The sequence below is a fragment of the Frigoribacterium sp. PvP121 genome (genome assembly GCF_017833115.1).
GTDB lineage: Bacteria > Actinomycetota > Actinomycetes > Actinomycetales > Microbacteriaceae > Frigoribacterium > Frigoribacterium endophyticum.
Map to the genome: position 1 here is coordinate 1,114,540 of NZ_JAFIBR010000001.1, position 19,710 is coordinate 1,134,249.

The 19,710-nt window shown below is 72.7% G+C and carries 20 protein-coding genes; 14 read left to right on the forward strand and 6 right to left on the reverse strand.

All coding sequences use genetic code 11. From position 1 onward, the window contains the following. Positions 1–5: 5 nt before the first annotated feature. Positions 6–2,210 (forward strand): DNA helicase RecQ, encoded by a 2,205-nt coding sequence (recQ, locus tag JOE43_RS05230; protein WP_209515406.1) that lies wholly within the window; start codon positions 6–8, stop codon positions 2,208–2,210. Between the two features lie 116 nt (positions 2,211–2,326). On the opposite strand, the gene JOE43_RS05235 is transcribed toward recQ, so the two are convergent. Continuing rightward, a complete protein-coding gene (locus tag JOE43_RS05235) occupies positions 2,327–2,908 on the reverse strand; it encodes a hypothetical protein (RefSeq protein WP_209515409.1) in 582 nt (193 codons plus the stop codon). 226 nt (positions 2,909–3,134) lie between these two features. Between JOE43_RS05235 and JOE43_RS05240 the strand changes: the two genes are divergently transcribed. The 10 genes from JOE43_RS05240 to JOE43_RS05285 all read left to right on the forward strand — a co-directional run bounded on the left by JOE43_RS05240 (position 3,135) and on the right by JOE43_RS05285 (position 12,800). Continuing rightward, positions 3,135–3,884 carry a 1-acyl-sn-glycerol-3-phosphate acyltransferase gene (locus tag JOE43_RS05240; protein ID WP_056052002.1) on the forward strand — a complete coding sequence of 250 codons (750 nt, stop codon included), beginning with the start codon at positions 3,135–3,137 and terminating at the stop codon, positions 3,882–3,884. Positions 3,885–3,981: 97 nt separating this feature from the next. Beyond that, on the forward strand, positions 3,982–4,911 hold the full coding sequence (locus tag JOE43_RS16125) for an NAD(P)-dependent oxidoreductase (protein ID WP_307803248.1): 930 nt from the start codon (positions 3,982–3,984) through the stop codon (positions 4,909–4,911). A 209-nt stretch (positions 4,912–5,120) separates the two neighbouring features. Beyond that, positions 5,121–6,206: an alkene reductase gene (locus JOE43_RS05250; protein ID WP_209515415.1), complete on the forward strand. Its 1,086-nt coding sequence runs from the start codon at positions 5,121–5,123 to the stop codon at positions 6,204–6,206. Positions 6,207–6,363: 157 nt separating this feature from the next. Further along, positions 6,364–7,506, forward strand: coding sequence for a septum formation family protein (locus JOE43_RS16130; RefSeq protein ID WP_209515418.1), 1,143 nt, complete (start codon positions 6,364–6,366; stop codon positions 7,504–7,506). A 272-nt stretch (positions 7,507–7,778) separates the two neighbouring features. Beyond that, positions 7,779–8,420 carry a CDP-alcohol phosphatidyltransferase family protein gene (locus JOE43_RS05260; protein WP_056052014.1) on the forward strand — a complete coding sequence of 214 codons (642 nt, stop codon included), beginning with the start codon at positions 7,779–7,781 and terminating at the stop codon, positions 8,418–8,420. A gap of 8 nt (positions 8,421–8,428) precedes the next feature. After that, positions 8,429–8,950, forward strand: coding sequence for a GNAT family N-acetyltransferase (locus tag JOE43_RS05265; protein WP_209515421.1), 522 nt, complete (start codon positions 8,429–8,431; stop codon positions 8,948–8,950). Between the two features lie 9 nt (positions 8,951–8,959). Next, positions 8,960–9,547, forward strand: coding sequence for a hypothetical protein (locus JOE43_RS05270; RefSeq protein WP_209515425.1), 588 nt, complete (start codon positions 8,960–8,962; stop codon positions 9,545–9,547). Positions 9,548–9,611: 64 nt separating this feature from the next. Continuing rightward, on the forward strand, positions 9,612–10,568 hold the full coding sequence (locus JOE43_RS05275) for an SDR family NAD(P)-dependent oxidoreductase (RefSeq protein ID WP_209515428.1): 957 nt from the start codon (positions 9,612–9,614) through the stop codon (positions 10,566–10,568). Between the two features lie 294 nt (positions 10,569–10,862). Beyond that, positions 10,863–11,441, forward strand: coding sequence for a hypothetical protein (locus JOE43_RS05280; protein WP_209515431.1), 579 nt, complete (start codon positions 10,863–10,865; stop codon positions 11,439–11,441). Between the two features lie 330 nt (positions 11,442–11,771). After that, positions 11,772–12,800, forward strand: coding sequence for a hypothetical protein (locus JOE43_RS05285; protein WP_209515434.1), 1,029 nt, complete (start codon positions 11,772–11,774; stop codon positions 12,798–12,800). Positions 12,801–12,839: 39 nt separating this feature from the next. Here JOE43_RS05285 and JOE43_RS05290 read toward each other — a convergent pair whose 3' ends face one another. From JOE43_RS05290 to JOE43_RS15895, 3 genes are all read right to left on the reverse strand, one after another. Further along, complete coding sequence (locus JOE43_RS05290) at positions 12,840–13,172, reverse strand: hypothetical protein (RefSeq protein ID WP_209515437.1); 333 nt, start codon at positions 13,170–13,172, stop codon at positions 12,840–12,842. A gap of 637 nt (positions 13,173–13,809) precedes the next feature. Then, positions 13,810–14,022: a hypothetical protein gene (locus JOE43_RS05295; RefSeq protein WP_056052024.1), complete on the reverse strand. Its 213-nt coding sequence runs from the start codon at positions 14,020–14,022 to the stop codon at positions 13,810–13,812. Positions 14,023–14,179: 157 nt separating this feature from the next. Then, the gene (locus tag JOE43_RS15895) at positions 14,180–14,311 is read right to left on the reverse strand and encodes a hypothetical protein (RefSeq protein ID WP_255354126.1); all 132 of its coding nucleotides are present in this window, start codon (positions 14,309–14,311) and stop codon (positions 14,180–14,182) included. A gap of 212 nt (positions 14,312–14,523) precedes the next feature. Between JOE43_RS15895 and JOE43_RS05300 the strand changes: the two genes are divergently transcribed. From JOE43_RS05300 to JOE43_RS05310, 3 genes are read left to right on the forward strand one after another with little or no spacing between them, the layout of a single operon-like run. Beyond that, the gene (locus JOE43_RS05300; RefSeq protein WP_374072789.1) at positions 14,524–16,332 is read left to right on the forward strand and encodes a circularly permuted type 2 ATP-grasp protein; all 1,809 of its coding nucleotides are present in this window, start codon (positions 14,524–14,526) and stop codon (positions 16,330–16,332) included. After that, the gene (locus JOE43_RS05305; protein WP_167257887.1) at positions 16,326–17,255 is read left to right on the forward strand and encodes an alpha-E domain-containing protein; all 930 of its coding nucleotides are present in this window, start codon (positions 16,326–16,328) and stop codon (positions 17,253–17,255) included. The genes JOE43_RS05300 and JOE43_RS05305 overlap by 7 nt, the downstream gene beginning before the upstream one ends. Then, positions 17,252–18,094 carry a transglutaminase family protein gene (locus tag JOE43_RS05310; protein WP_056052028.1) on the forward strand — a complete coding sequence of 281 codons (843 nt, stop codon included), beginning with the start codon at positions 17,252–17,254 and terminating at the stop codon, positions 18,092–18,094. Before JOE43_RS05305 ends, JOE43_RS05310 begins: the two co-directional genes overlap by 4 nt. 15 nt (positions 18,095–18,109) lie before the next feature. Here the strand turns inward: JOE43_RS05310 and JOE43_RS05315 are convergent, their stop codons facing one another. Both JOE43_RS05315 and JOE43_RS05320 read right to left on the reverse strand, forming a co-directional pair. Then, a complete protein-coding gene (locus tag JOE43_RS05315; RefSeq protein WP_307803249.1) occupies positions 18,110–18,934 on the reverse strand; it encodes an endo alpha-1,4 polygalactosaminidase in 825 nt (274 codons plus the stop codon). Between the two features lie 22 nt (positions 18,935–18,956). Continuing rightward, positions 18,957–19,604, reverse strand: a complete 648-nt coding sequence (locus JOE43_RS05320; protein WP_209515440.1) for a hypothetical protein — start codon at positions 19,602–19,604, stop codon at positions 18,957–18,959. Positions 19,605–19,710: the final 106 nt, after the last annotated feature.

Here is a 19,710-nt window from a genome sequence, read left to right on the forward strand (position 1 = left end):
GCCTGGTGACCGACGCTCCCCCCTCCTCCGCAGCCCCCGCCACCGGCAGCCCGACCGACGCCTCCGGCAGCGCGACCGACGCCTCCGGGCGGGCCGGCTCGCCCGTCGAGGTGCTGCAGCGGGTCTTCGGGTACGACGCCTTCCGCGGCGACCAGGCGGCGATCATCGACCAGGTCGTCGGCGGCGGCGACGCCCTCGTGCTGATGCCGACCGGCGGCGGCAAGTCGCTCTGCTACCAGGTGCCCGCGCTCGTGCGGCCCGGCACCGGGGTCGTCGTCTCGCCGTTGATCGCGCTGATGCAAGACCAGGTCGACGCCCTCGAGGCCGTCGGCGTGCGGGCGTCGTTCCTCAACAGCACGCAAGACCCCGACCAGCGCCGTGCCGTCGAGCAGGCCTTCGTCACGGGCGAGCTCGACATGCTCTACCTGGCGCCCGAGCGGCTGAAGCTCGACAGCACCAAGTCGCTGCTCGACCGCGGCCGGGTCTCGCTCTTCGCGATCGACGAGGCGCACTGCGTGGCGCAGTGGGGCCACGACTTCCGCCCCGACTACCTCGAGCTGTCGGTGCTGCACGAGCGCTGGCCCGACGTGCCGCGCATCGCCCTCACCGCGACCGCCACCGAGACCACCCACCGTGAGATCTCGCGGCGCCTCGAGCTCGACGACGCCGCGCACTTCGTGGCCGACTTCGACCGCCCCAACATCCAGTACCGCATCGAGGCGAAAGACGGCCCGCAGCAGCAGCTGCTCCGCTTCGTCCGCGCCGAGCACGACGGCGACGCGGGCATCGTCTACTGCCTCTCGCGCAAGTCGGTCGAGAGCACCGCCGAGTTCCTGGTGAAGCAGGGCATCGCCGCGCTGCCCTACCACGCGGGCCTCGACGCGGGCACGCGCGCCCGCAACCAGTCGCGCTTCCTCCGCGAAGACGGCATCGTGATGGTCGCCACGATCGCCTTCGGCATGGGCATCGACAAGCCCGACGTCCGCTTCGTCGCGCACCTCGACCTGCCCAAGTCGGTCGAGGGCTACTACCAGGAGACCGGGCGGGCCGGGCGAGACGGCCTGCCCGCCACTGCGTGGCTGGCCTACGGCCTGCAGGACGTCATGCAGCAGCGCCGAATGATCGACCAGTCGGAGGGCGACGCCGAGCACCGCCGCAAGCTCAGCGCGCACCTCGACGCGATGCTGGCGCTCTGCGAGACGGTCGAGTGCCGCCGCGTGCAGCTGCTCGGCTACTTCGGCCAGGCGAGCACCCCGTGCCACAACTGCGACACCTGCCTGAACCCGCCGCAGTCGCTCGACGGCACCGTGCCGGCGCAGAAGCTCCTGTCGACGATCGTGCGCCTCAAGCGCGAGCGCGACCAGCAGTTCGGCGCGGGCCAGATCATCGACATCCTGCTCGGCAAGACGACGCCGCGCATCACGCAGAACCGCCACGAGCAGCTCAGCACGTTCGGCATCGGCACCGAGCTGAGCGAGATCGAGTGGCGCGGCGTCGTGCGCCAGCTGCTCGCCCAGGGCGTGCTGGCCGTCTCGCCCGACGGCTACGGCACCCTGCTCATCACCGACGCCGCGGCCGAGGTGCTCTCGGGCTCGCGGCCCGTCCGTCTCCGCAAGGAGCCCGAGCGGGCCCCCCGATCGCGCTCGGCCCGCGGGGCGGGCGGCTCGTCGCGCGGCTCGCGCACCGGTGCCGGCGCCGCCGACCTCGACGCTGCCGACGTGCCGCTGTTCGAGACGCTGCGCCAGTGGCGGGCCGGGGTCGCGAAGGCCCAGGGCGTGCCCGCCTACGTCGTCTTCGGCGACGTCACCCTGCGCGGCGTCGCCGCGGCCCGGCCCTCGTCGATGACCGAGCTCGCCGGCATCAGCGGCGTCGGGCAGAAGAAGCTCGACACCTACGGCCAGCAGGTGCTCGACGTCGTGGCCGGCGTCTCGCCCGAGGAGGCCGCCGCCGCGGCGGCCGAGCTCGCCCCGGCGAGCTCCGGCCCGAGCTTCGGCGGGGGAGGGGGCGGGGTCGACGACGAGGCTCGGCCCGCCACGGCGCCCGGGGCGGCCCGGCGGGCCGCGCCCGCTCGCTCACGCCCGGCGACGCGCCCCACGCCGGCGGCGGCTCCGGCCAGCGGGGGCGCTCCCGACCTCGAGCCCTACCCGTACGACGACGAGCCGCCCTTCGATCCCTACGTCGACGACGTGCCGCCCGACGACTGGCGCTGACGACCGGCGCCGACGACTGGCGCTGACGACCGGCCGCGCCGGGGCGGGCCAGGGCGAGCCCCGGCGGTCTGATCGCCTCCGACCTCGTGGGTCGGGGCGATCCGTGGGCGTCGTCGTCAGCCCTGGGCCTGACGCGCGTCGATGACCGGCAGTTCGTCGACCTCGGCGACCTGCACGACCTGCGGTGCAGGCCGCACGGGCACCCGGATCGGCCCCGAGACCGGGCCGGCGGAGCCGAGCTGGAGCTCGGAGACGCGTCGGGCGAGCAGCACGAGTGCGAGGGTCGTCCCGACCATCGCCTCGAAGCCGCCGGCGAACCCGCCGCCGTGCAGGCGGGAGACGTACGCGGCCGAGAGCAGGAAGGCGCAGCCCAGGGGAGCGCTCAGGTACAGGGCCTGCACCGGCTGCAGCAGCAGTGGCAGCCCGAGTCGCACCCGAACGCGGATCACCGTCATCGTGACGAGCAGCGCGACGCCGACCGCCGCGGCGAGCCCGTAGAGCACGACGGCGACGTCGGCCGCGACGAAGTCCGCCCGGACCGCCCCCGCGGCCCCGGCGACCGCCACCGCGGCGAAGTAGAGGTAGACCGCCGGCGCGACGGCGTAGGCCGCCCGCCGGAGACGCCCGGCCGGCAGCGCGATGATCGCGTCGGCCCCCTGACCGTCGCGAGTCGTCGGCTCCTGCATGTCGTGCGTCATCGTCGTCCCCCCGGTGCGCCCCCACGGCGCACCTGCATCCCCGCGACGAGCCTAGACAGGTCCGTCGGAGGCGCGCAATCAGTCAGAAGGAGGACACCCGCCGTACCCGCCGCGGGTGGTCCGCCCGCACCGCGCCTCCCGCCCGCCCCTCGCCCGCCGTGCCTGCGGCCGTCACCCGCCGCCCCCGCACCGGCCGTCGACGCCGGGCGAGCATGCCCGGCGGGGCATGCGGCGTCGGGCACCCTGGAGCGTGCTCACCTTCGTCAGCCGGGCTGTCCTCGCGCCCCTCGTGCGCCTCCTCTGGCGACCCCGCGTCGTCGGCCGCCGCAACGTGCCCAAGCGGGGCGCGGTCATCCTCGCCAGCAACCACCTGTCGTTCATGGACAGCGTCGTCATCACGCTGATGGCCCCGCGGGAGGTGTCGTTCCTCGCGAAGAACGCCTACTTCACGGGCACGGGCCTCCGCGGCCGGCTGCGCCGCTCCTTCTTCACCGGCATCGGGGCCATCGGCGTCGAGCGCGGCGCCGGCTCCGCCGCGCAGCACGCCCTCGACCTCGGGCTCGAGCGCCTGACGCAGGAGGCCGCCTTCGCGATCTACCCCGAGGGCACCCGGTCGCTCGACGGCCGTCTCTACAAGGGCCGCACGGGCGTCGCGTGGCTCGCCCTGACGAGCGGCGCCCCCGTCGTGCCCGTGGCCCTGACCGGCACGCAGGAGCTGCAGCCGGTCGGCTCCACCCTGCCGCGCCTGACCCGCTTCACCGTCGAGTTCGGCGAGCCGATCGACCTGTCGCACCACGGCGAGGCGAAGTCGGGCCGCGCCCGGCGCCAGGCGACCGACGAGGTGATGGCGGCCATCGCGCGCCTCAGCGGCCAGGAGCTCGCCGGCACGTACAACGAGCCGCCGAACCCCTCCGTCGTCGAGCGCGTGCGGCGGGCGATCCGCCGCGACCCGGTGGGCGAGGACGCCGTCGACTGAGCCGCCCAGCCGGGGCGGCTCCCCGCGGCGGCCGACCCGTGCCTCCCCCCGGCCCCGGGCGCGCCCCGAGCCGCCCGGCGTACGGTGCACCTCGGCGGTGCACCAGCCCGCCCCCGCACATCGACGCGGCCGCACGACGGCCGCCGGCAAGGAGCACCAGGGCATGCACGTCGCAGTCATCGGCACCGGGATCATGGGCGGCGGCGTCGCCAGGACGCTGCTCCGCGAGGGCTTCGACGTGACGGTCTGGAACCGCACCCGGGCCAAGGCCGAGCCGCTCGCCGACGACGGGGCCCGCGTGGCCGACACGGTCGCCGAGGCCGTCGCCGAGGCGGACGTCGTCGTGACGGTGCTGTTCGACGGCCCTGCCGTGCTCGACGTGCTCCGCGAGGGCGGCCGTGCCACGCGCTCCGCCGACGGCGCGCCCCTCTGGGTCCAGGCGAGCACGATCGGCACCGCCGCCACCGCGCAGGTCGTCGACCTCGCCCGCGAGCTCGACGTGCCGCTCGTCGAGGCGATGATGCTCGGCACGAAGAAGCCCGCCGAGACGGGCGCCCTCGTCATGCTCGCCGCCGGCGACCCCGACCTCGTCGCCCGGGCGACACCGGTGCTCGACGCCATGGGCGCGAAGACCGTCGTCGCCGGCACCGAGGTGGGCCAGGGCACGGCGCTCAAGCTCGCCGCCAACGCCTGGATCGCGTCGATCACGGCGGCGACCGCGCAGTCGCTCGCCCTGACGCAGGCCCTCGGGCTCGACCCGCGGCTCTTCCTCGACGCGATCGCCGGCGGGCAGTCCGACAGCCAGTACGCCCACGTCAAGGGCGCGACGATGATCGCCGGCGAGTACCCCGCCCAGTTCGCCCTCGACGGCATCCGGAAGGACATCGACCTCATGCGCGAGGCGGCCGACGGCACGCCCGTCGACACCGGACTGCTGGAGGCGCTGGCCGGCCTCTACGGGCGGGCGTCCGACCGCGGCCACGGCGGCGACGACATCGCCGCGGTGCGCACCGGCTTCGACGCCTGACGCGCCTCCGCCGCCCCTCGCCCGAGGCGCCGGCGCCCCTCCGCCCCGGACCCGGCGGTGGAACCTGCGCGCCTCCTGAGAGTCCCGCCGCCGCGCCGCCGCGGCGGAATGCCCTCCCCGCACCTGCGGTTGCCCTCGCGGGCGCCGCTGCCTCCGTGCGCCGCACCCGCGGTCGCGCCCCGTCCTCATCCCCGACGAAAGGACCCTCCGTGGACCTCTTCTCCTCCGCCTCGTTCGGCGACCTCACCCTCGCGAACCGCGTCACCATGGCGCCCCTGACCCGCATGCGCGCCGACGCCGGCGACGTGCCCGGCGACCTGATCGTCGAGCACTACCGCCAGCGCGCGACCGTGGGCCTGATCGTGACCGAGGGCACCTACCCGACCGTGGAGGGCAAGGGCTACACCGGCCAGCCCGGCATCGTCACCGACGAGCAGGTCGCCGGCTGGAAGCGCGTCGCCGACGCCGTGCACGCCGAGGGCGGCACGATCGTCATGCAGGTGATGCACGCGGGCCGCGTCTCGCACACCGAGGTCACCGGCACCGACCGCATCGTCGGCCCGAGCGCCATCGCGATCGACGGCGAGATCCACACGCCGAGCGGCAAGTCGGCCTACCCGGTGCCGCACGAGCTGACCACCGAGGAGGTCCGTCAGGTCGTGCAGGACATCGTCACCGCGTCGAAGCGCGCCGTGCTCGAGGCCGGCCTCGACGGCGTCGAGCTGCACAGCGCCAACGGCTACCTGCTGCACGAGTTCCTCTCGCCCGTGTCGAACGTGCGCACCGACGAGTACGGCGGAAGCCCCGCCGCCCGCGCCCGCATCGGCGTCGAGACGGCCACGGCCGTCGCCGCGGCGATCGGCGCCGGCCGTGTCGGCATGCGCATCTCGCCCATGCACAACATCCAGGACGTCGCCGAGACCGACCTCGCCGACGTGACGGCGACCTACGAGGCCCTGCTCGACGGCGTCGCGCCGCTCGGCCTGGCCTACCTCAGCGTGCTGCACGCGGAGCCCCGCGGCGAGCTCGTGCAGCACCTCCGCGCCCGCTTCGGCGGCCCCGTCGTGCTCAACAGCGGCTTCGGCGTCGTCACCGACAAGGCCGAGGCCGAGGAACTCGTCGGCGGCGGCCACGCCGACGCCGTCGCGGTCGGCCGCATGGTCATCGCGAACCCCGACCTCGTCGCGCGCTGGCAGGGCGACACCGAGCTGAACGAGCCGAACCCGGCCACGTTCTACGCCGAGGGCGCCACCGGCTACACCGACTACCCGACGCTGGAGACGGTCTCGAACTGACCCGCGCCTCCTCGCTCGGCCCGACGCCCGGCCTCGCCGTGACCCCTGGTCGCCGCGGGGCCGGGCGTCCCGCGAAGGGGGCGGCGCGCCGTGAGCCCGCGGCGCGTTACGATCCCTCAGGCGGTCGACCCCGACGACGCCGCCGAAGGGGACCACCGTGGCCGATGCCGACCTGCCGCCGACGCACCAGCGCGTCGCGGCGCTCCTCCGCCACGAGTTCTCCGGTCTCGAGCTCACCGACGTCGCGAGCGAGTACCCGGGCACCCGTGCGCCGGCTGCCGCCCTCCGCCTGCGCCTCGGCCACCGTCTCTGGCTCGACCTCGCCGACGACGGCCGGGAGTGGTTCGTCGCCGGCCTCTACGCCGACGCCTCGGGCGTCACCCCGCCCGACCAGCGGTCGCGCGAGTCGCTCGCCGTGCCCCTGGACGCGGAGGCGCGGGTCGTCGCCGACGCAGCCGTCGCGTCGGTCTGGCGCTGGGTCGACGCCGTGGGCCCGGCCGAGGCCGACGCTCCGTTCGCCCGGGAGCGCCCCGCCGCGCCTCCCGCGATCCCCAGCCCCGCCGTGTTCGGGGCGCCGGCCCCTGCTCCGTACGTCCCCCAGCCGGCGCAGCCGCTGACGCCGCCTCCCGGCGCGTGGGCCGGGCAGGGCGCGGGCCAGCCCGCGCCGAACGCGTACGTGCCGCAGGCCGCCCTCGGGGCGTCGCCCTACGGCGCGCCCGGCGGCTACGGCGCCGCGCCCGCCTACGGCGCCTGGGCGCCCGCCGCCCCCGCGAAGCCGCGGAACCGCGGCCTTCTCATCGGCGGCATCATCGCCGCGTCGGTGCTGGTGCTCGGAGGCGTCTCCGCCGCCGTCCTCAGCGGCATCGACACCCTGTCGAGCGAGGTCGCGGCCGGTTCGGACCCGGGCATCGACCCCGACGCCGTGCCCGACACCGGCATCGAGGAGCTCACGGTCGGCGACTGCTTCTCGTTCGGCGGCGCCGACGCGACGGCGGAGGAGGTCTCGATGGTCGACCTCCGCTCGTGCGACGAGGAGCACCAGAACGAGGTCTACCTGCAGGACGAGCTCACGGACGCGGACGCGTACCCCGGCGACGAGGCGACCGCGGCCGAGGCGGACGACCTCTGCTACGGCGCCTTCGAGGGGTTCGTCGGGCTGCCGTGGGAGGAGTCGGAGGTCGAGTACCTGTACCTGACGCCGACCGAGCAGAGCTGGGGCCAGGGCGACCGGAGCGTGCTCTGCTACGCGTACCTCTACGGCGACACGTCGCCCGGCAGCCTGCAGGACTACGGGTACTGAGCCGCCGCTGGTCGAGGAGTGCGGCGGGTCGCCGTCCCCGCGGGTGGGTCGGCGCCGGCCCGCCGGGGAGGACGGCGACCGGCCGCCTTCGCTGAGCGGTGGGCGGGGCACTGGGGGAGGCTGTTCCACTCCGGAGTGGAGGAGCGATCCTGGAGCACGCCCTGCTGGCCGCCGCGCTCCTCGCGGACCGGGCTCGCGCCTCCCGCGCTCGCCCGCCCACCCGCCGCGGCGCGCCCCGTAGGATCGGAGCGCCCCCGCGACCCGCCGGGAGCGTGACCCGAGAGGACGTCGTGCAGCTCGTCGACCGTCTGTTCCGCACCGACGAGTGGCGGACCGTGCCCAACGCGATCACGGCCGTGCGCCTCCTGCTGCTGCCCGTCTTCGTCGTGCTCGTCGTCGGCGCGCACTACTGGTCGTCGCTGCTGGTGATCGCCGTGGTGTTCTTCACCGACTTCCTCGACGGGTTCGTCGCGCGGCGCACCGGCGCGACGTCCGAGCTCGGTCGGTGGCTCGACCCCGTGGCCGACCGGCTGACGGTGATCGTCGTGATGGTCTCGCTCGCGCTGGGCGACCTGCTCAACTGGCCCGTCGTCGTGCTGATCCTGCTGCCCGACGTGCTGCTCAGCCTCTACGCGCTGGTGCGCTTCGGCGGCGCGCCCTTCCCGGTCACGCGCGTCGGCAAGGTGCGCACCGCCCTGATCTTCGTCGGGCTGCTGATGCTGCTCGTCGGTCACGCGGCCGTCGACCAGTGGCGAGGAGTCGCGGGCTCGGAGGGCCTGGACGTCGCGGGCCAGGTGATGATCCTGGTCAGTGCGTTCGTGCTGCTGCTCGGGCTGATCGGGCACTACGTCGCGGCGGTGATCTACGGGCGCGCCCTCGTCGCCCGCCACCGCGAGGACCGCCGGGCCGGCTGAGGTCGCCGATGACGACTCCCGACAACGGCCCGGACGCTGCAGCACTCGACCCCGCCGCGATCGAGCTCGCCGAGGTCGACCCCGACGACCCGAGGGCCGTCTGGTGCCTCGGGCAGTACCTGGCCGAGATCGACGCCCGCTTCGACGTCGGCTACGACCCCGCCGCGGCGGTGCCGACCACGGCCGCGTCGATGCGCCCGCCGAAGGGCCTCTTCGTGCTCGCGACGCGGAGCGGCGAGCCCGTCGGCTGCGGTGCCCTCAAGCTGCACGACGACGGCTCCGCCGAGGTGAAGCGGGTGTGGGTCTCCGGGGCGGTGCGGGGAGCGGGGCTCGGCCGCCGCCTCCTGCGCGACCTCGAGCGCCGGGCCGTCGAGCGCGGCACCACGCTGCTGCGGCTCGACACGAACGCGACGCTCGTCGAGGCGATCCGCCTCTACCGCGCCGAGGGCTGGGTAGAGGTGCCGCCGTTCAACGACGAGCGCTACGCCGACCACTGGTTCGAGAAGCGAGTGGCGCCCGCCGCCTCCTAGGCTCGCCCCGTGACCTCGACCACCGCCTCCATCGGCCTCGACGCCGCATCGCCGGTCGCCCTCGTGCTGCCCGGCGCCGGCTACACCGCGCAGGCGCCGGTGCTCGCCTGGTCCGTCGCGCTGCTCGCCGAGCGGGGCTGGCACGTGCAGGTCGTCTCGTGGACGATCGACGACGCCGCCGAGGGCGACCCGGAGGCGTTCGTCACGGCCGAGGCGCGCTCCGCGCTCGACGCGGCCCGCGCCTCCGGCGCCACCGGGCCCGCCCACGTCGTCGCCAAGTCGCTCGGCACCTGGTGCCTGCCGTGGGCGCTCCGGGAAGGGCTGCCGGGCGCGTGGCTCACCCCGCTGACGACCGAGCCGGCCGTGCGGGCCGCGCTCGACGCCGCCGGCCCCGAGCACCTGGCCGTCGGGGGCGGCGTCGACGCGTGGTGGCGGCCGCAGGGCCTGGGCGGCTCCGGCTCCGGCTCCGGCCTCGAGCTCGTCACCGTGCCCGGCGCGGACCACGGACTCCGGCGCCCGGGCGACTGGCGTGCCTCCCTCGACCTCCAGCGCAGCGTCCTCGAGCGGGTCGACGCCTGGGCCGGCCGCTCCGCCTGACCCGCGGGCGTCGACGCGCCGGGCGCATACCCCAGCCACAGACCCCGGGGCTACCGTTCACCGCATGACACGTCTCACCACCCCGTTCTCCGCCGCCACGACCGCCGCCGAGGTGGTCGACGGCGTCGACCTCACCGGCCGCCGCATCGTCGTCACGGGCGGCGCCTCGGGCCTCGGCCTCGAGACGGCGCGCGCCCTCGCCGGGGCCGGCGCCGAGGTGACCCTCGCCGTCCGACGCCCGGAGCAGGGCGAGGAGGCGGTGGCCGACATCCGCCGCAGCACCGGCAGCGAGACGGTGTGGCACGCCGTCCTCGACCTGCAGCGCCGCGACTCCCTCACCGCCTTCGCCGACGCCTGGCAGGGCCCGCTGCACGCCCTCGTGAACAACGCCGGCGTCATGGCCACGCCGGAGACCCGCACGCCCGAGGGCTGGGAGCTCCAGTTCTCGAACAACCACCTCGGCCACATGGCCCTGTCGCTCGCCCTGAAGTCGGCCCTCGTCGCAGGCGCCGACGACGCCGGGGCCCCGTCGCGCATCGTCTCGCTGAGCTCGACCGGCCACCACTACTCGCCCGTCGTCTTCGACGACGTGATGTTCGAGCGCCGCCCCTACGACCCGTGGTCGGCCTACGGCCAGTCGAAGACGGCCAACTCGCTCTTCGCGGTCGGCGTCACCCAGCGCTGGGCCGACGAGGGCGTGCTCGCCAACGCCGTGCACCCGGGCGGCATCATGACGGCCCTGCAGCGGCACATGCCCGAGCAGGAGATCCTCGACCGCGGCTGGCGCGACGCCGACGGCACCCCGAACCCGGCGTTCAAGACGCCGGAGCAGGGCGCCGCCACCTCGGTGCTGGTGGCCGCGTCGCCGCTCGTCGAGGGCGTCGGGGGCCGCTACTTCGAGGACGTCGAGGAGGCGCTGCCCTTCTCCGAGGACCGCCCGCGCGTCGGCGTCAAGGCGTACGCGCTCGACCCCGAGGCCGCCGACATGCTCTGGCAGTACAGCGCCGGCCTGCTCGACTGAGCCCGCCCCGAACGAGCTCCGGGCGTCCTGGCCTCAGCCTGCACTTAGTCTCCGTTGCTCAGCCTCACAGGCGGGATCGGAGCCGCCCCGACACATTAATAAATACAAGGCTCGGTATGGGAGGTGCCCACCGGGGCACCGAGGAAGGGTCTGCTCGTGATGACCGAACACCTTTTCTAGGTACAGGTTAACCGATGGCTTTATCGAAGGAAGAAAGAGTGGATTCAGCGCTTCGACCTTGATATTCGACAGGGAGACAATTCTCCGGCTGAGTTCAAGGGCTATGGGCGCCAGGTGCTGTTGGACTCACGCTCCTTCGTTGCTCAGGCCAAGCTTGGTCCAGCCATCATCTACAGCCGGCTGGTACCTTCACAGGTTGCTTCGGGTCTATCGGTAAATACGGCTCTATCTGAGCGGCAGCGCGTCCAATGGGATGAACCGTCTTTACCTATCAAGCAAGTCGACTGGTTCCTCGATCCGACGCTGCCGCCGGTAGGACCTGAGGGTCTAGCCGCCTTCGTGAATGAACTCCAGCCATTCGAACGATCCGGTTGGGGACCGGAGGATCTGTACTTCGATGGGGCGGCGGCGCTGGGCGTCGATTGGATGACCGCTCGCGTCGTGGCCTTCAGTAGAGAAGGGCGATTTGAGCTGCTGCTGTGGATGGCGTCCCCATACTTTGAAAGCCACTACTCGCAAGTAAGTCGTTTGTTGACCCATTTGGATCGAGAGGGATTCATTGCCAACGAAAGTGAACTCGAAATCGAGCGAGCAGGAATGATTCGTCCTCATCTAGTGATGGATGAAATCTTCGAGATTGGGCAAACATCGACAATGGATCAAGAGGCCTATCAGCGGCATCTTCAATTTTGAGCCGGTTGCTATTTTCAACCTCATTACTTCGTTCGCAAGCGACCGGATGCGGTAGTAGTCCCGGTTTGGAACCGTTCCGCATGTCTAGGGGAAGCCAATGACCGAGCGCCCGTCAGGCGGTCGTTCATCGGAACATCTGTTGGAGCTCGTATCGGTCGGCTGGAATCAGGCAATGGCTGCCCTGAGGCAGACTGGAGCACGTTGTCGACAGTCGACGGTGGTCGACGTCGCTGGGTAGGCGGCCGTTGGGCGGAAAGCAGATGAGCTGATGACGAGGTGACAGCAGGTCGATTGGTCGTACCTGCTTGGTCGACGGTGTAGCTGCCGCTAATGGGCGCACCACAGGGTGATGTCGCGCGCGTTCCGGTGATGCACGTTGCCGAGGTCAGGAAGCGCAAGGCTCGGGAGAGCATCTTGCTGTGGCCGGATGAGCGCAATGTGCCTCCCGTGACGAACTCGTCGAACGTGAAGGTCCTCAATTCGTGGGTCCTCGAGCCTGAGATGGACGCGCTCGGGCCACTCAAGGTCTTCGGGCAAGTCACCCGCACGATGCCAGATCATGACGAGATCGGCAGCCGTATCAAGGGATGGGCTCCTGAGATGTCCGAGATAGATCGACAGATCGACGAGGGGCGTCCTTATGTACCCAATGACGAGGCCATCTGGCGTGTTCTTGATTGTTTGAGGCCACTGTCGAGGGAAGAACTGGTCCGCCTGTCATCCGAGTCGTGGAGGGACGACCTCGCCGCGGTGAGCGACGGGCCGTGGCTTCGTCGGTTCCACGACGCTTTGATCGATGTTCCTGATGAGTCCCGCGAGGCCATCGGCCGGGGATTTCGATCTCTCGTTGACCGGCGGCGTCGTCAGTCGGGCTCGCCTATGTCGGACACTGAAGCGCTGGCTCTGGTCCTGTGCGGCGGTGCGGCGTACAACCGAGTTACTCGGGCCGGCTTGGAGGTGTCGATGTCACCGGCGCAGGTCGACGGCGCCGCGCAAGTGCTCGACCTTGATCCTGTGATCGCTCGAGGATTCGCAGCAGCTTTTTCCGATCAGGAAGTAACTCCTGTGGCATACGAACTCTTGCCGACCGGTCCGGTGCACGCGTCGACGCGAGGCCAAGCTTTCTGGGGCGATGGCAAGCAGGTCTTCATAGCCAAGGTCCGCTGCACGCTGCGGGGGGGAGTGGGTTGGGAGGATCAGATTTGGCTTCTTCGTGAGGTGACTCCCTGGCGTGCTCACCGCCAGATGCACCAGTTCGTCCTCGACCTCGAAGCCGTCTCGGATTTCCGCTGGATCGATCTGATCGAGACGCACGAAGTTCAGGTGCCGCCGTTTGGGATGCGGCTCGACGAGCGGTAGCTGCCACCGGGCGGAAAGCGTTCGGCCATGTCGTACTGATCAGCTGGGTGCAATCTCGATGCGTCGACCAGTTCCCATCTCGCCGTCAGGCGTGTTGATCGTCGCGTAGGTTCCGGAAGGAACCTGTGCAAGGCGTGAGACGTCCTGAGCGACTCGAATGAGTTCCGCTTCGGACGCGCCGCCGATGAATAAGAGGTACTCGGCCTCTCCGGCTTCGGTGTACCACTCTTCACCATCGTCGATGACTTCGACGGGACCGGTCAGAGTCGCGAGGTGTTCCTCGATTATCTCTATCCAGGCCAGGTCGTCAGGGCTCTCAAGCTGTTCGGAAGCGGGCAGCGAGACGTGGATCTCCAAGATGATTTCCGTCACGTATCTAATTCTGTCCTAGCGGTCATTTGCACATTCATCACGAGAAACATCGGATGTGGTGTGGGGATATACCCCTGTGCTACAAGCGCCCGAGGTGCCACTGGCGTGGCGTTAGAGCCCTGTTTCACCCTTGTGCCTCAGGTTCGCGTCAGGGTCTCGGAGCGGTGCAGCACAGAACGCAGGCCGTGGCCGACGTCCGGGCGAGCTCGGTACATCGCAACTCCGGCCGACAGCTCGAGGCTAGCGGCGACGTCGGCTGGGTCTTCGAGGAGAGTGGTATCGGGTGGGTCTCGAGCGGATCGTGTGGCTCTGCCGACTGCATGCGCAAGGGGTAGGGCAACCACGCAGAGCGCAGCGCCGCAGGTTGATCTCAACGAGAGGCCGCCCGCCTGCCATGACCTGTCCACGTCGCCGTAGGAATGGAACGGGCCCCGGGCGGCAACGGGGGTCATATCGGGGACTCTGCTCAGAGGCTCGGCGGACTCGACGGTCGCTCGAGCTCGGTCTCATCCGACAGCGCGTCCTGCTCGACTGAGCCCGCCCCGAACGGCAGGACGCCCCGTCACGACCAGGTCGTGACGGGGCGTCCTCGCGCTGAGCCGCCCGAAGGGGCGACCTCAGCGGACGTCTGCGGAGCTCAGCTCCAGCGCTTCTTCGCCTTCTTCGCGGCGACCTTGCGGGCCTTGGCGACGTTCTTGCCGGCGCTCTTGCGGGCCTTCTTCACCTGCGGGTCGTTCCAGAACGAGCCGAAGTAGCTCGCGATCTCCTTGTAGCGGCCGTGGCCGGCCTTGGCTCCGAAGGTGTACGCGACGAAGGCGATGACGGCGATGAACAGGAAACGGAAACTCATGGGGTCCTCCCGAGTGGAACGATGTGCGATTCGTCCCGACGCTAGTCCCTGAGGCTGCGCATCGGCTCGCCCGCGAGCATGAGATCGCCGGGTGCGGCCAGCGGCGACGGCGTCGCGCCCGAGAGGAGTCGCCCCCGCGTCGGCAGGGATCGCCCGGTCAGCCCGTCGGGTGCAGGAAGTGGTCGATCGCGTCGTGCCGCGGCCACGCCGTGCCGCCGATCGGGAGGAGGCGCTGCTCGTCGGGCTGGGAGGCGGAGGCGAGCGCCTCGGTCATCGTCATCTGGTCCACGCTGTGACGCTACGTCGCACGGCGCCGTGCGCTGCAGCCCCAGAGCGGGTGCGCCCAGACCGGGGGAGCCCCGCGCGGGGGACGGCGCGGCAGAGGCCGCCGCGACGGCGTCCGGGCCGCCGCCCGCTCGCTCGGCACCCCCACAGCGAGCTCGTCCCCGCGTGCAACGCCGCGGAAACACCCCCGCAACACCCCGTGGATACCGTCGAGCCATGGGAGACCTCTTCGACGGATACGCGGCCACGGCCGACCCGGGCAGCCGTCGCGGCGGGGGCCTGCGGGCCGCCGCCGGGGCCCTCGGGGTCGGCTCGGGCGCCCGCCAGGCCGCGGCCCGGCAGGCCGCCGACCGCATGCCGCCCGCCCGCGCGTGGGACGAGATGTTCGAGCGCGACGGCACCCCGCGCCGGGCGTACCACGAGATCCACGCGACGCTCGAGGGCATGACGCAGGACGACCTGCGGCACCGCACCGCCGCGCTCGCCGACTCGTACCTCGCCCAGGGCGTCACCTTCGACTTCGCCGGCGAGGAGCGCCCCTTCCCCCTCGACGCCGTGCCGCGCGTGATCGAGCAGCCCGAGTGGGCCTCGGTCGAGAAGGGCGTCGCGCAGCGGGTGCGGGCGCTCGAGGCCTTCCTCTCCGACGTGTACGGCGCGCAGCGGGCCGTGGCCGACGGGGTCATCCCGGCGCGGCTGATCACCTCGTCGTCGCACTTCCACCGGCAGGCCGCGGGCATCGAGCCGTCGGGCGGCGCGCGCATCCAGGTCAGCGGCATCGACCTGGTGCGCGACGAGGCCGGCGCGTGGCGCGTGCTCGAGGACAACGTGCGGGTGCCGTCCGGCGTCAGCTACGTGATCTCGAACCGGCGGGTGATGGCACAGACCCTGCCCGAGCTCTTCGTCTCGATGAGGGTGCGGCCGGTGGGCGACTACCCCAACCGCCTCCTCGCGGCCCTGAAGAAGAGCGCACCGTCGGGCGTCGACGAGCCGACGGTGGTCGTGCTGACGCCCGGCGTCTTCAACAGCGCGTACTACGAGCACACGCTGCTGGCCCGGCTGATGGGCGTCGAGCTCGTCGAGGGCCGCGACCTCTACTGCTCCGGCGGCCGCGTGTTCATGCGCACCACCGGCGGCCCCGAGCGGGTCGACGTCATCTACCGCCGGGTCGACGACGAGTTCCTCGACCCGCTGCAGTTCCGCGCCGACTCGGTGCTCGGCTCGCCGGGCCTCTTGATGGCGGCGCGCCTCGGCACCGTGACGATCGCGAACGCGGTGGGCAACGGCGTCGCCGACGACAAGCTCGTCTACACGTACCTGCCCGAGCTGATCCGCTACTACCTGGGCGAGGAGGCGCTGCTGCCGAACGTCGACACGTGGCGGCTGGAGGACCCGGGCGCCCTCGAGGAGGTGCTCGACCGCCTCGACGAGCTCGTCGTCAAGCCGGTCGACGGCTCGGGCGGCAAGGGCCTCGTCGTCGGCCCGGCCGCGAGCCGCCGCGAGCTCGACGAGCTGCGCACCCGCCTGCAGCGCGACCCCCGCGGCTGGATCGCGCAGCCGGTCGTGCAGCTGAGCACCATCCCGACCCTCGTCGACGAGGGGCTGCGGCCCCGGCACGCCGACCTGCGGCCCTTCGCGGTGCACGACGGCGACGACGTCTGGGTGCTGCCCGGCGGGCTCACCCGGGTCGCGCTGCCCGAGGGGCAGCTCGTCGTCAACAGCAGCCAGGGCGGCGGCTCGAAGGACACCTGGATCGTCGGCGGCGACGTCAACGCCTGGGCCGGCCACGACGTCAGCGCCCTGATCGCCGAGCAGACGACGCCCACGGCCGCGATCCCGATCGTGAGCGCCGCGGAGGCGGGCGCGCCGGCGGTCGCCGACCACAGCCCCGACCACGCTCCGCAGGACGACCCCCGCAACGACCAGCAGGCCCAGCAGCAGCAGGAGCACGTCCAGCAGCAACAGCAGCAACGACAACTGCGACGACCGAACGACGACAGCGCCACCACCGAGAGGGAATCATGCTGAGCCGCATCGCCGAGAGCCTCTTCTGGATCGGTCGGTACATCGAACGCTCCGACGGCACCGCGCGCATCCTCGACGTGCACCTGCAGCTGCTGCTCGAGGACCCGTGGATCGAGGAGGACGCCGCCTGCCGCAGCCTGCTCGCGGTGATGGGCAGCGAGGCCCCCGCCGACGTGTCGCTGACCCGCGCCGACGTGCTCGCGATGCTCGCCGTCGACCGGCACAACCCCGCCTCGATCGCCTACTCGCTCGGCGCCGCCCGCGAGAACGCGCGACGGGCCCGCGAGATCGTCTCGACCGAGCTGTGGGAGTCGCTGAACACCACGAGGGCGCGCATGCCCCGCAAGGTGGCCGGCGACAAGGTGCACGAGTTCTTCGGCTGGGTGCGCGAGCGCAGCGCCCTCGCCGTCGGCATCATCGAGAGCGCCACGAGCCGCGACGAGGTCTGGCACTTCTTCACCCTCGGCCGGTCGATCGAGCGGGCCGACATGACCGCCCGCCTGCTCGCGACGCGCACGCTGACCGAGGCGTCCGGCCCGTCGTGGACGACCATCCTCCGCTCCTGCGGCGCCTACGAGGCGTACCTGCGCACCTACCGGGGCGTGCCGAGCGCCCGCAACGCGGCGGAGTTCCTCCTGCTCGACCGCCTCTTCCCGCGCAGCGTCCTGTTCGCGGTGAGCCGCGCCGAGATGTGCCTCCGCGAGGTCGAGCCGACGAACCACCGGGTGGCGGCCTCCGACAGCGGGGTGCGCATCCTCGGCCAGATGCGCAGCGAGCTCGAGTACCGGCCCATCGGCGAGATCCTCGACGACCTGCCCGGCCACATGGACAGCGTGCAGGCGGCGACGAGCGCGGCCTCCGAGGCGATCCGCCAGCGGTACTTCCCGACCAGTGCGGCACCGACCTGGGTCGGCGGGCGCGCGTGAGCCGCCTGCGCATCCGGCACCTGACCGGGTTCTCGTACGCCGGGGAGGCGGTGGCGAGCTACAACGAGGCCCGCATGCTGCCGGCGCACACCGAGGGGCAGTACGTGCTCTCGTCGCACCTGCGCATCGAGCCGGTCGCGGCCTCGCACGAGTACGTCGACTACTGGGGCACCCGCGTCTCGTCGTTCGAGGTGCTGCTGCCGCACCGGCAGCTGTCGCTGACCGCGACGTCGCTCGTCGAGGTCAGGCCCGTCGCGCACCCCGACACGAGCATGGGCTGGGACGACCTCGCGCGCGTCGCGGGCGCCACCGCCCCGTTCGTCGAGCACCTCGAGCAGACGCCGCTGACGACGCCGCCCGACGACCTCGTCGCGCTCGCCGCCGAGGCGCGGGGCTCGGCGGCGCCCTGCGAGGCGGCCCTCGCGATCTGCCGGGCCGTGGGAGGCGCGGTGTCGTACCTGCCCGGGGTCACGAACGTGAAGACCACCGCCGCCGAGAGCTGGGCCGCCCGGGCCGGCGTCTGCCAGGACATCGCCCACGTGACGATCGGCGCCCTCCGCTCGGCGGGCATCCCGGCCCGCTACGTGAGCGGGTACCTGCACCCGAAGCCCTCGGCCGAGCTGCGCGAGACGATCGTGGGCGAGTCGCACGCCTGGGTCGAGTACTTCTGCGGCACCTGGCACGGCTACGACCCGACGAACCTCATCGACATCGGCGAGCGGCACGTGGTCGTCGGCCAGGGCCGCGACTACCGCGACGTGCCGCCGCTGCGCGGCGTCTACGCGGGGTCGGGGGCGTCGTCGCTCTTCGTCACGGTGGAGATCACGCGCGAGGCGTGAGCGGACGGGCGCCCGTCAGCACCGCTTGGACACGTAGCCGGGGTCGTCGGGCCCCACGAGGTCGCGGTCGCGGAGGACTGTGCTCGCCGGCGTCGTCGCCCGGCCGCAGGTGCCGGCGAACGTGTCGCGGAGATCGTCGGAGTACTCGACCGCGAGCACCCGGTCGCCGTACACCTCGGTGAACGCGGGGCACTCGTCGTAGGCGTCGCACTCCTCGACGACCGCGAAGTCGAAGCCGACCTCGTCCCGGCCCCGCGACTCCAGCTCGGCCGTGTTCTTCTGCGCGGCGGCCAGCCCGGCGGCGTGCGCCCGGTCGACGAGCAGCGTCGCGTAGGCGACGGCGTCGTCGAGGCCGAAGGTGCCCTCCGAGCGGCTGTACGAGTCGAGGTTGTCGAACTCGACCGCGTCGTAGCCGTCGTCGGCGCAGCCCTCGATCGTGGCCGTCATGCGCGCCGCGACCGCGGCCCTCGTCTCGGGGCGGGCGAGGTCGAACAGGTGCTCGTCGGGCCACCCGGGGTCGACGAGCAGCTCGCCGGAGGCGCGGTGCACGAGGAGCTCGTCGAGCCAGTCCACGCCCGGCTGCGTCTGGAACCCGTTCACGTAGCAGACCCCGTAGGCGCCGGCAGCGGGCTCGGCCGTGCTGTCGCGCACGACGACGTCGGTGCCGGCCGGGGGCTCGTAGGCGGCACCGAGCTGGTAGTCGAAGGTCGCGCCGGGGGGAGGGGCCTGCGGCGCGCTCGCCGCGCACCCGGCGACGGCGGTGGCGACGACGGCGGAGACGAGCAGCAGCAGCGCGGCGCGGACCGCGCGGTGACGGCGGGGGCGCGGCGAGGTGGGCACCCCGGGAGCCTAGACGCCCGGGTCAGGCGTCGCGGTGCGGGGTCGCCGGCGCAGAGGGCTGATCCACTCCGGAGTGGATCAGGGTTCCCGGCGGGTCGCTCGGCGGGGCGGCTCGTGAGGCAGCTACCGGGGCGGTGTCGCCTGCCGGGGCAGCGCCGCCTGCCGGGGCAGCGCCGCCTGCCGGGGCGCTGCCGGCTGCCGGGGCGCCGACCGCCGAGACGACCCGCGGCGTCACCGTCGTCGGGCGCCGGCCCATCGTCGACCCGTCCGGGCTGTCGGCGAGCACGCGGTCGGCGAGGGCGACGAGAAGCACGACGAGCCCGCCGACCACGACGGCCGCCGCGAGCAGCGCCAGGGCCACCCCGACGAAGTCGCCGCCGGCCAGCGGCGTGACGACGGAGGTGCCCGCGGCACCCGTGCCGTCGACCGCGCCGGGCGTCGCGGCCGCGCCGGCGGTCGCCGTCGCCGCGGCCGACGGCACGGCCGCGACCGGGCTCGCGGCGGCCCCGGCACCCGTCGTCGTGAGCGGCGTCAGCGCGGTGGCGACACCGCCGGCCTCGGCTCCGGAGTCGGCCGTGCGGTCGAGGCGAGCGAGCACGACGAGGCCCAGCGCGCCTCCCACGGTCGTGGTGGCGATCGCCACGACGCCGCTGACCGTCGCTCTGCCCATGGCCGGCCCTCCGCCGCCGAGTCGCTCGGCTCGTCGGTCGACGGCCCGGTTGCTCGTGCCGGGGAGCGTACGCCCCACGGCGACCGCGCGGTGGCCCGGGCCGGTC

Coding starts and splice junctions, on each gene's coding strand:
- JOE43_RS05265 (WP_209515421.1), top strand. CDS start 8,429: ATGACGACTCCCGACAACGGCCCGGACGCTGCAGCACTCGACCCCGCC.
- JOE43_RS05320 (WP_209515440.1), bottom strand. CDS start 19,604: ATGGGCAGAGCGACGGTCAGCGGCGTCGTGGCGATCGCCACCACGACC.
- JOE43_RS05305 (WP_167257887.1), top strand. CDS start 16,326: ATGCTGAGCCGCATCGCCGAGAGCCTCTTCTGGATCGGTCGGTACATC.
- JOE43_RS05240 (WP_056052002.1), top strand. CDS start 3,135: ATGCGGCGTCGGGCACCCTGGAGCGTGCTCACCTTCGTCAGCCGGGCT.
- JOE43_RS05275 (WP_209515428.1), top strand. CDS start 9,612: ATGACACGTCTCACCACCCCGTTCTCCGCCGCCACGACCGCCGCCGAG.
- JOE43_RS05235 (WP_209515409.1), bottom strand. CDS start 2,908: ATGACGCACGACATGCAGGAGCCGACGACTCGCGACGGTCAGGGGGCC.
- JOE43_RS05295 (WP_056052024.1), bottom strand. CDS start 14,022: ATGAGTTTCCGTTTCCTGTTCATCGCCGTCATCGCCTTCGTCGCGTAC.
- JOE43_RS05285 (WP_209515434.1), top strand. CDS start 11,772: ATGGGCGCACCACAGGGTGATGTCGCGCGCGTTCCGGTGATGCACGTT.
- JOE43_RS05300 (WP_374072789.1), top strand. CDS start 14,524: ATGGGAGACCTCTTCGACGGATACGCGGCCACGGCCGACCCGGGCAGC.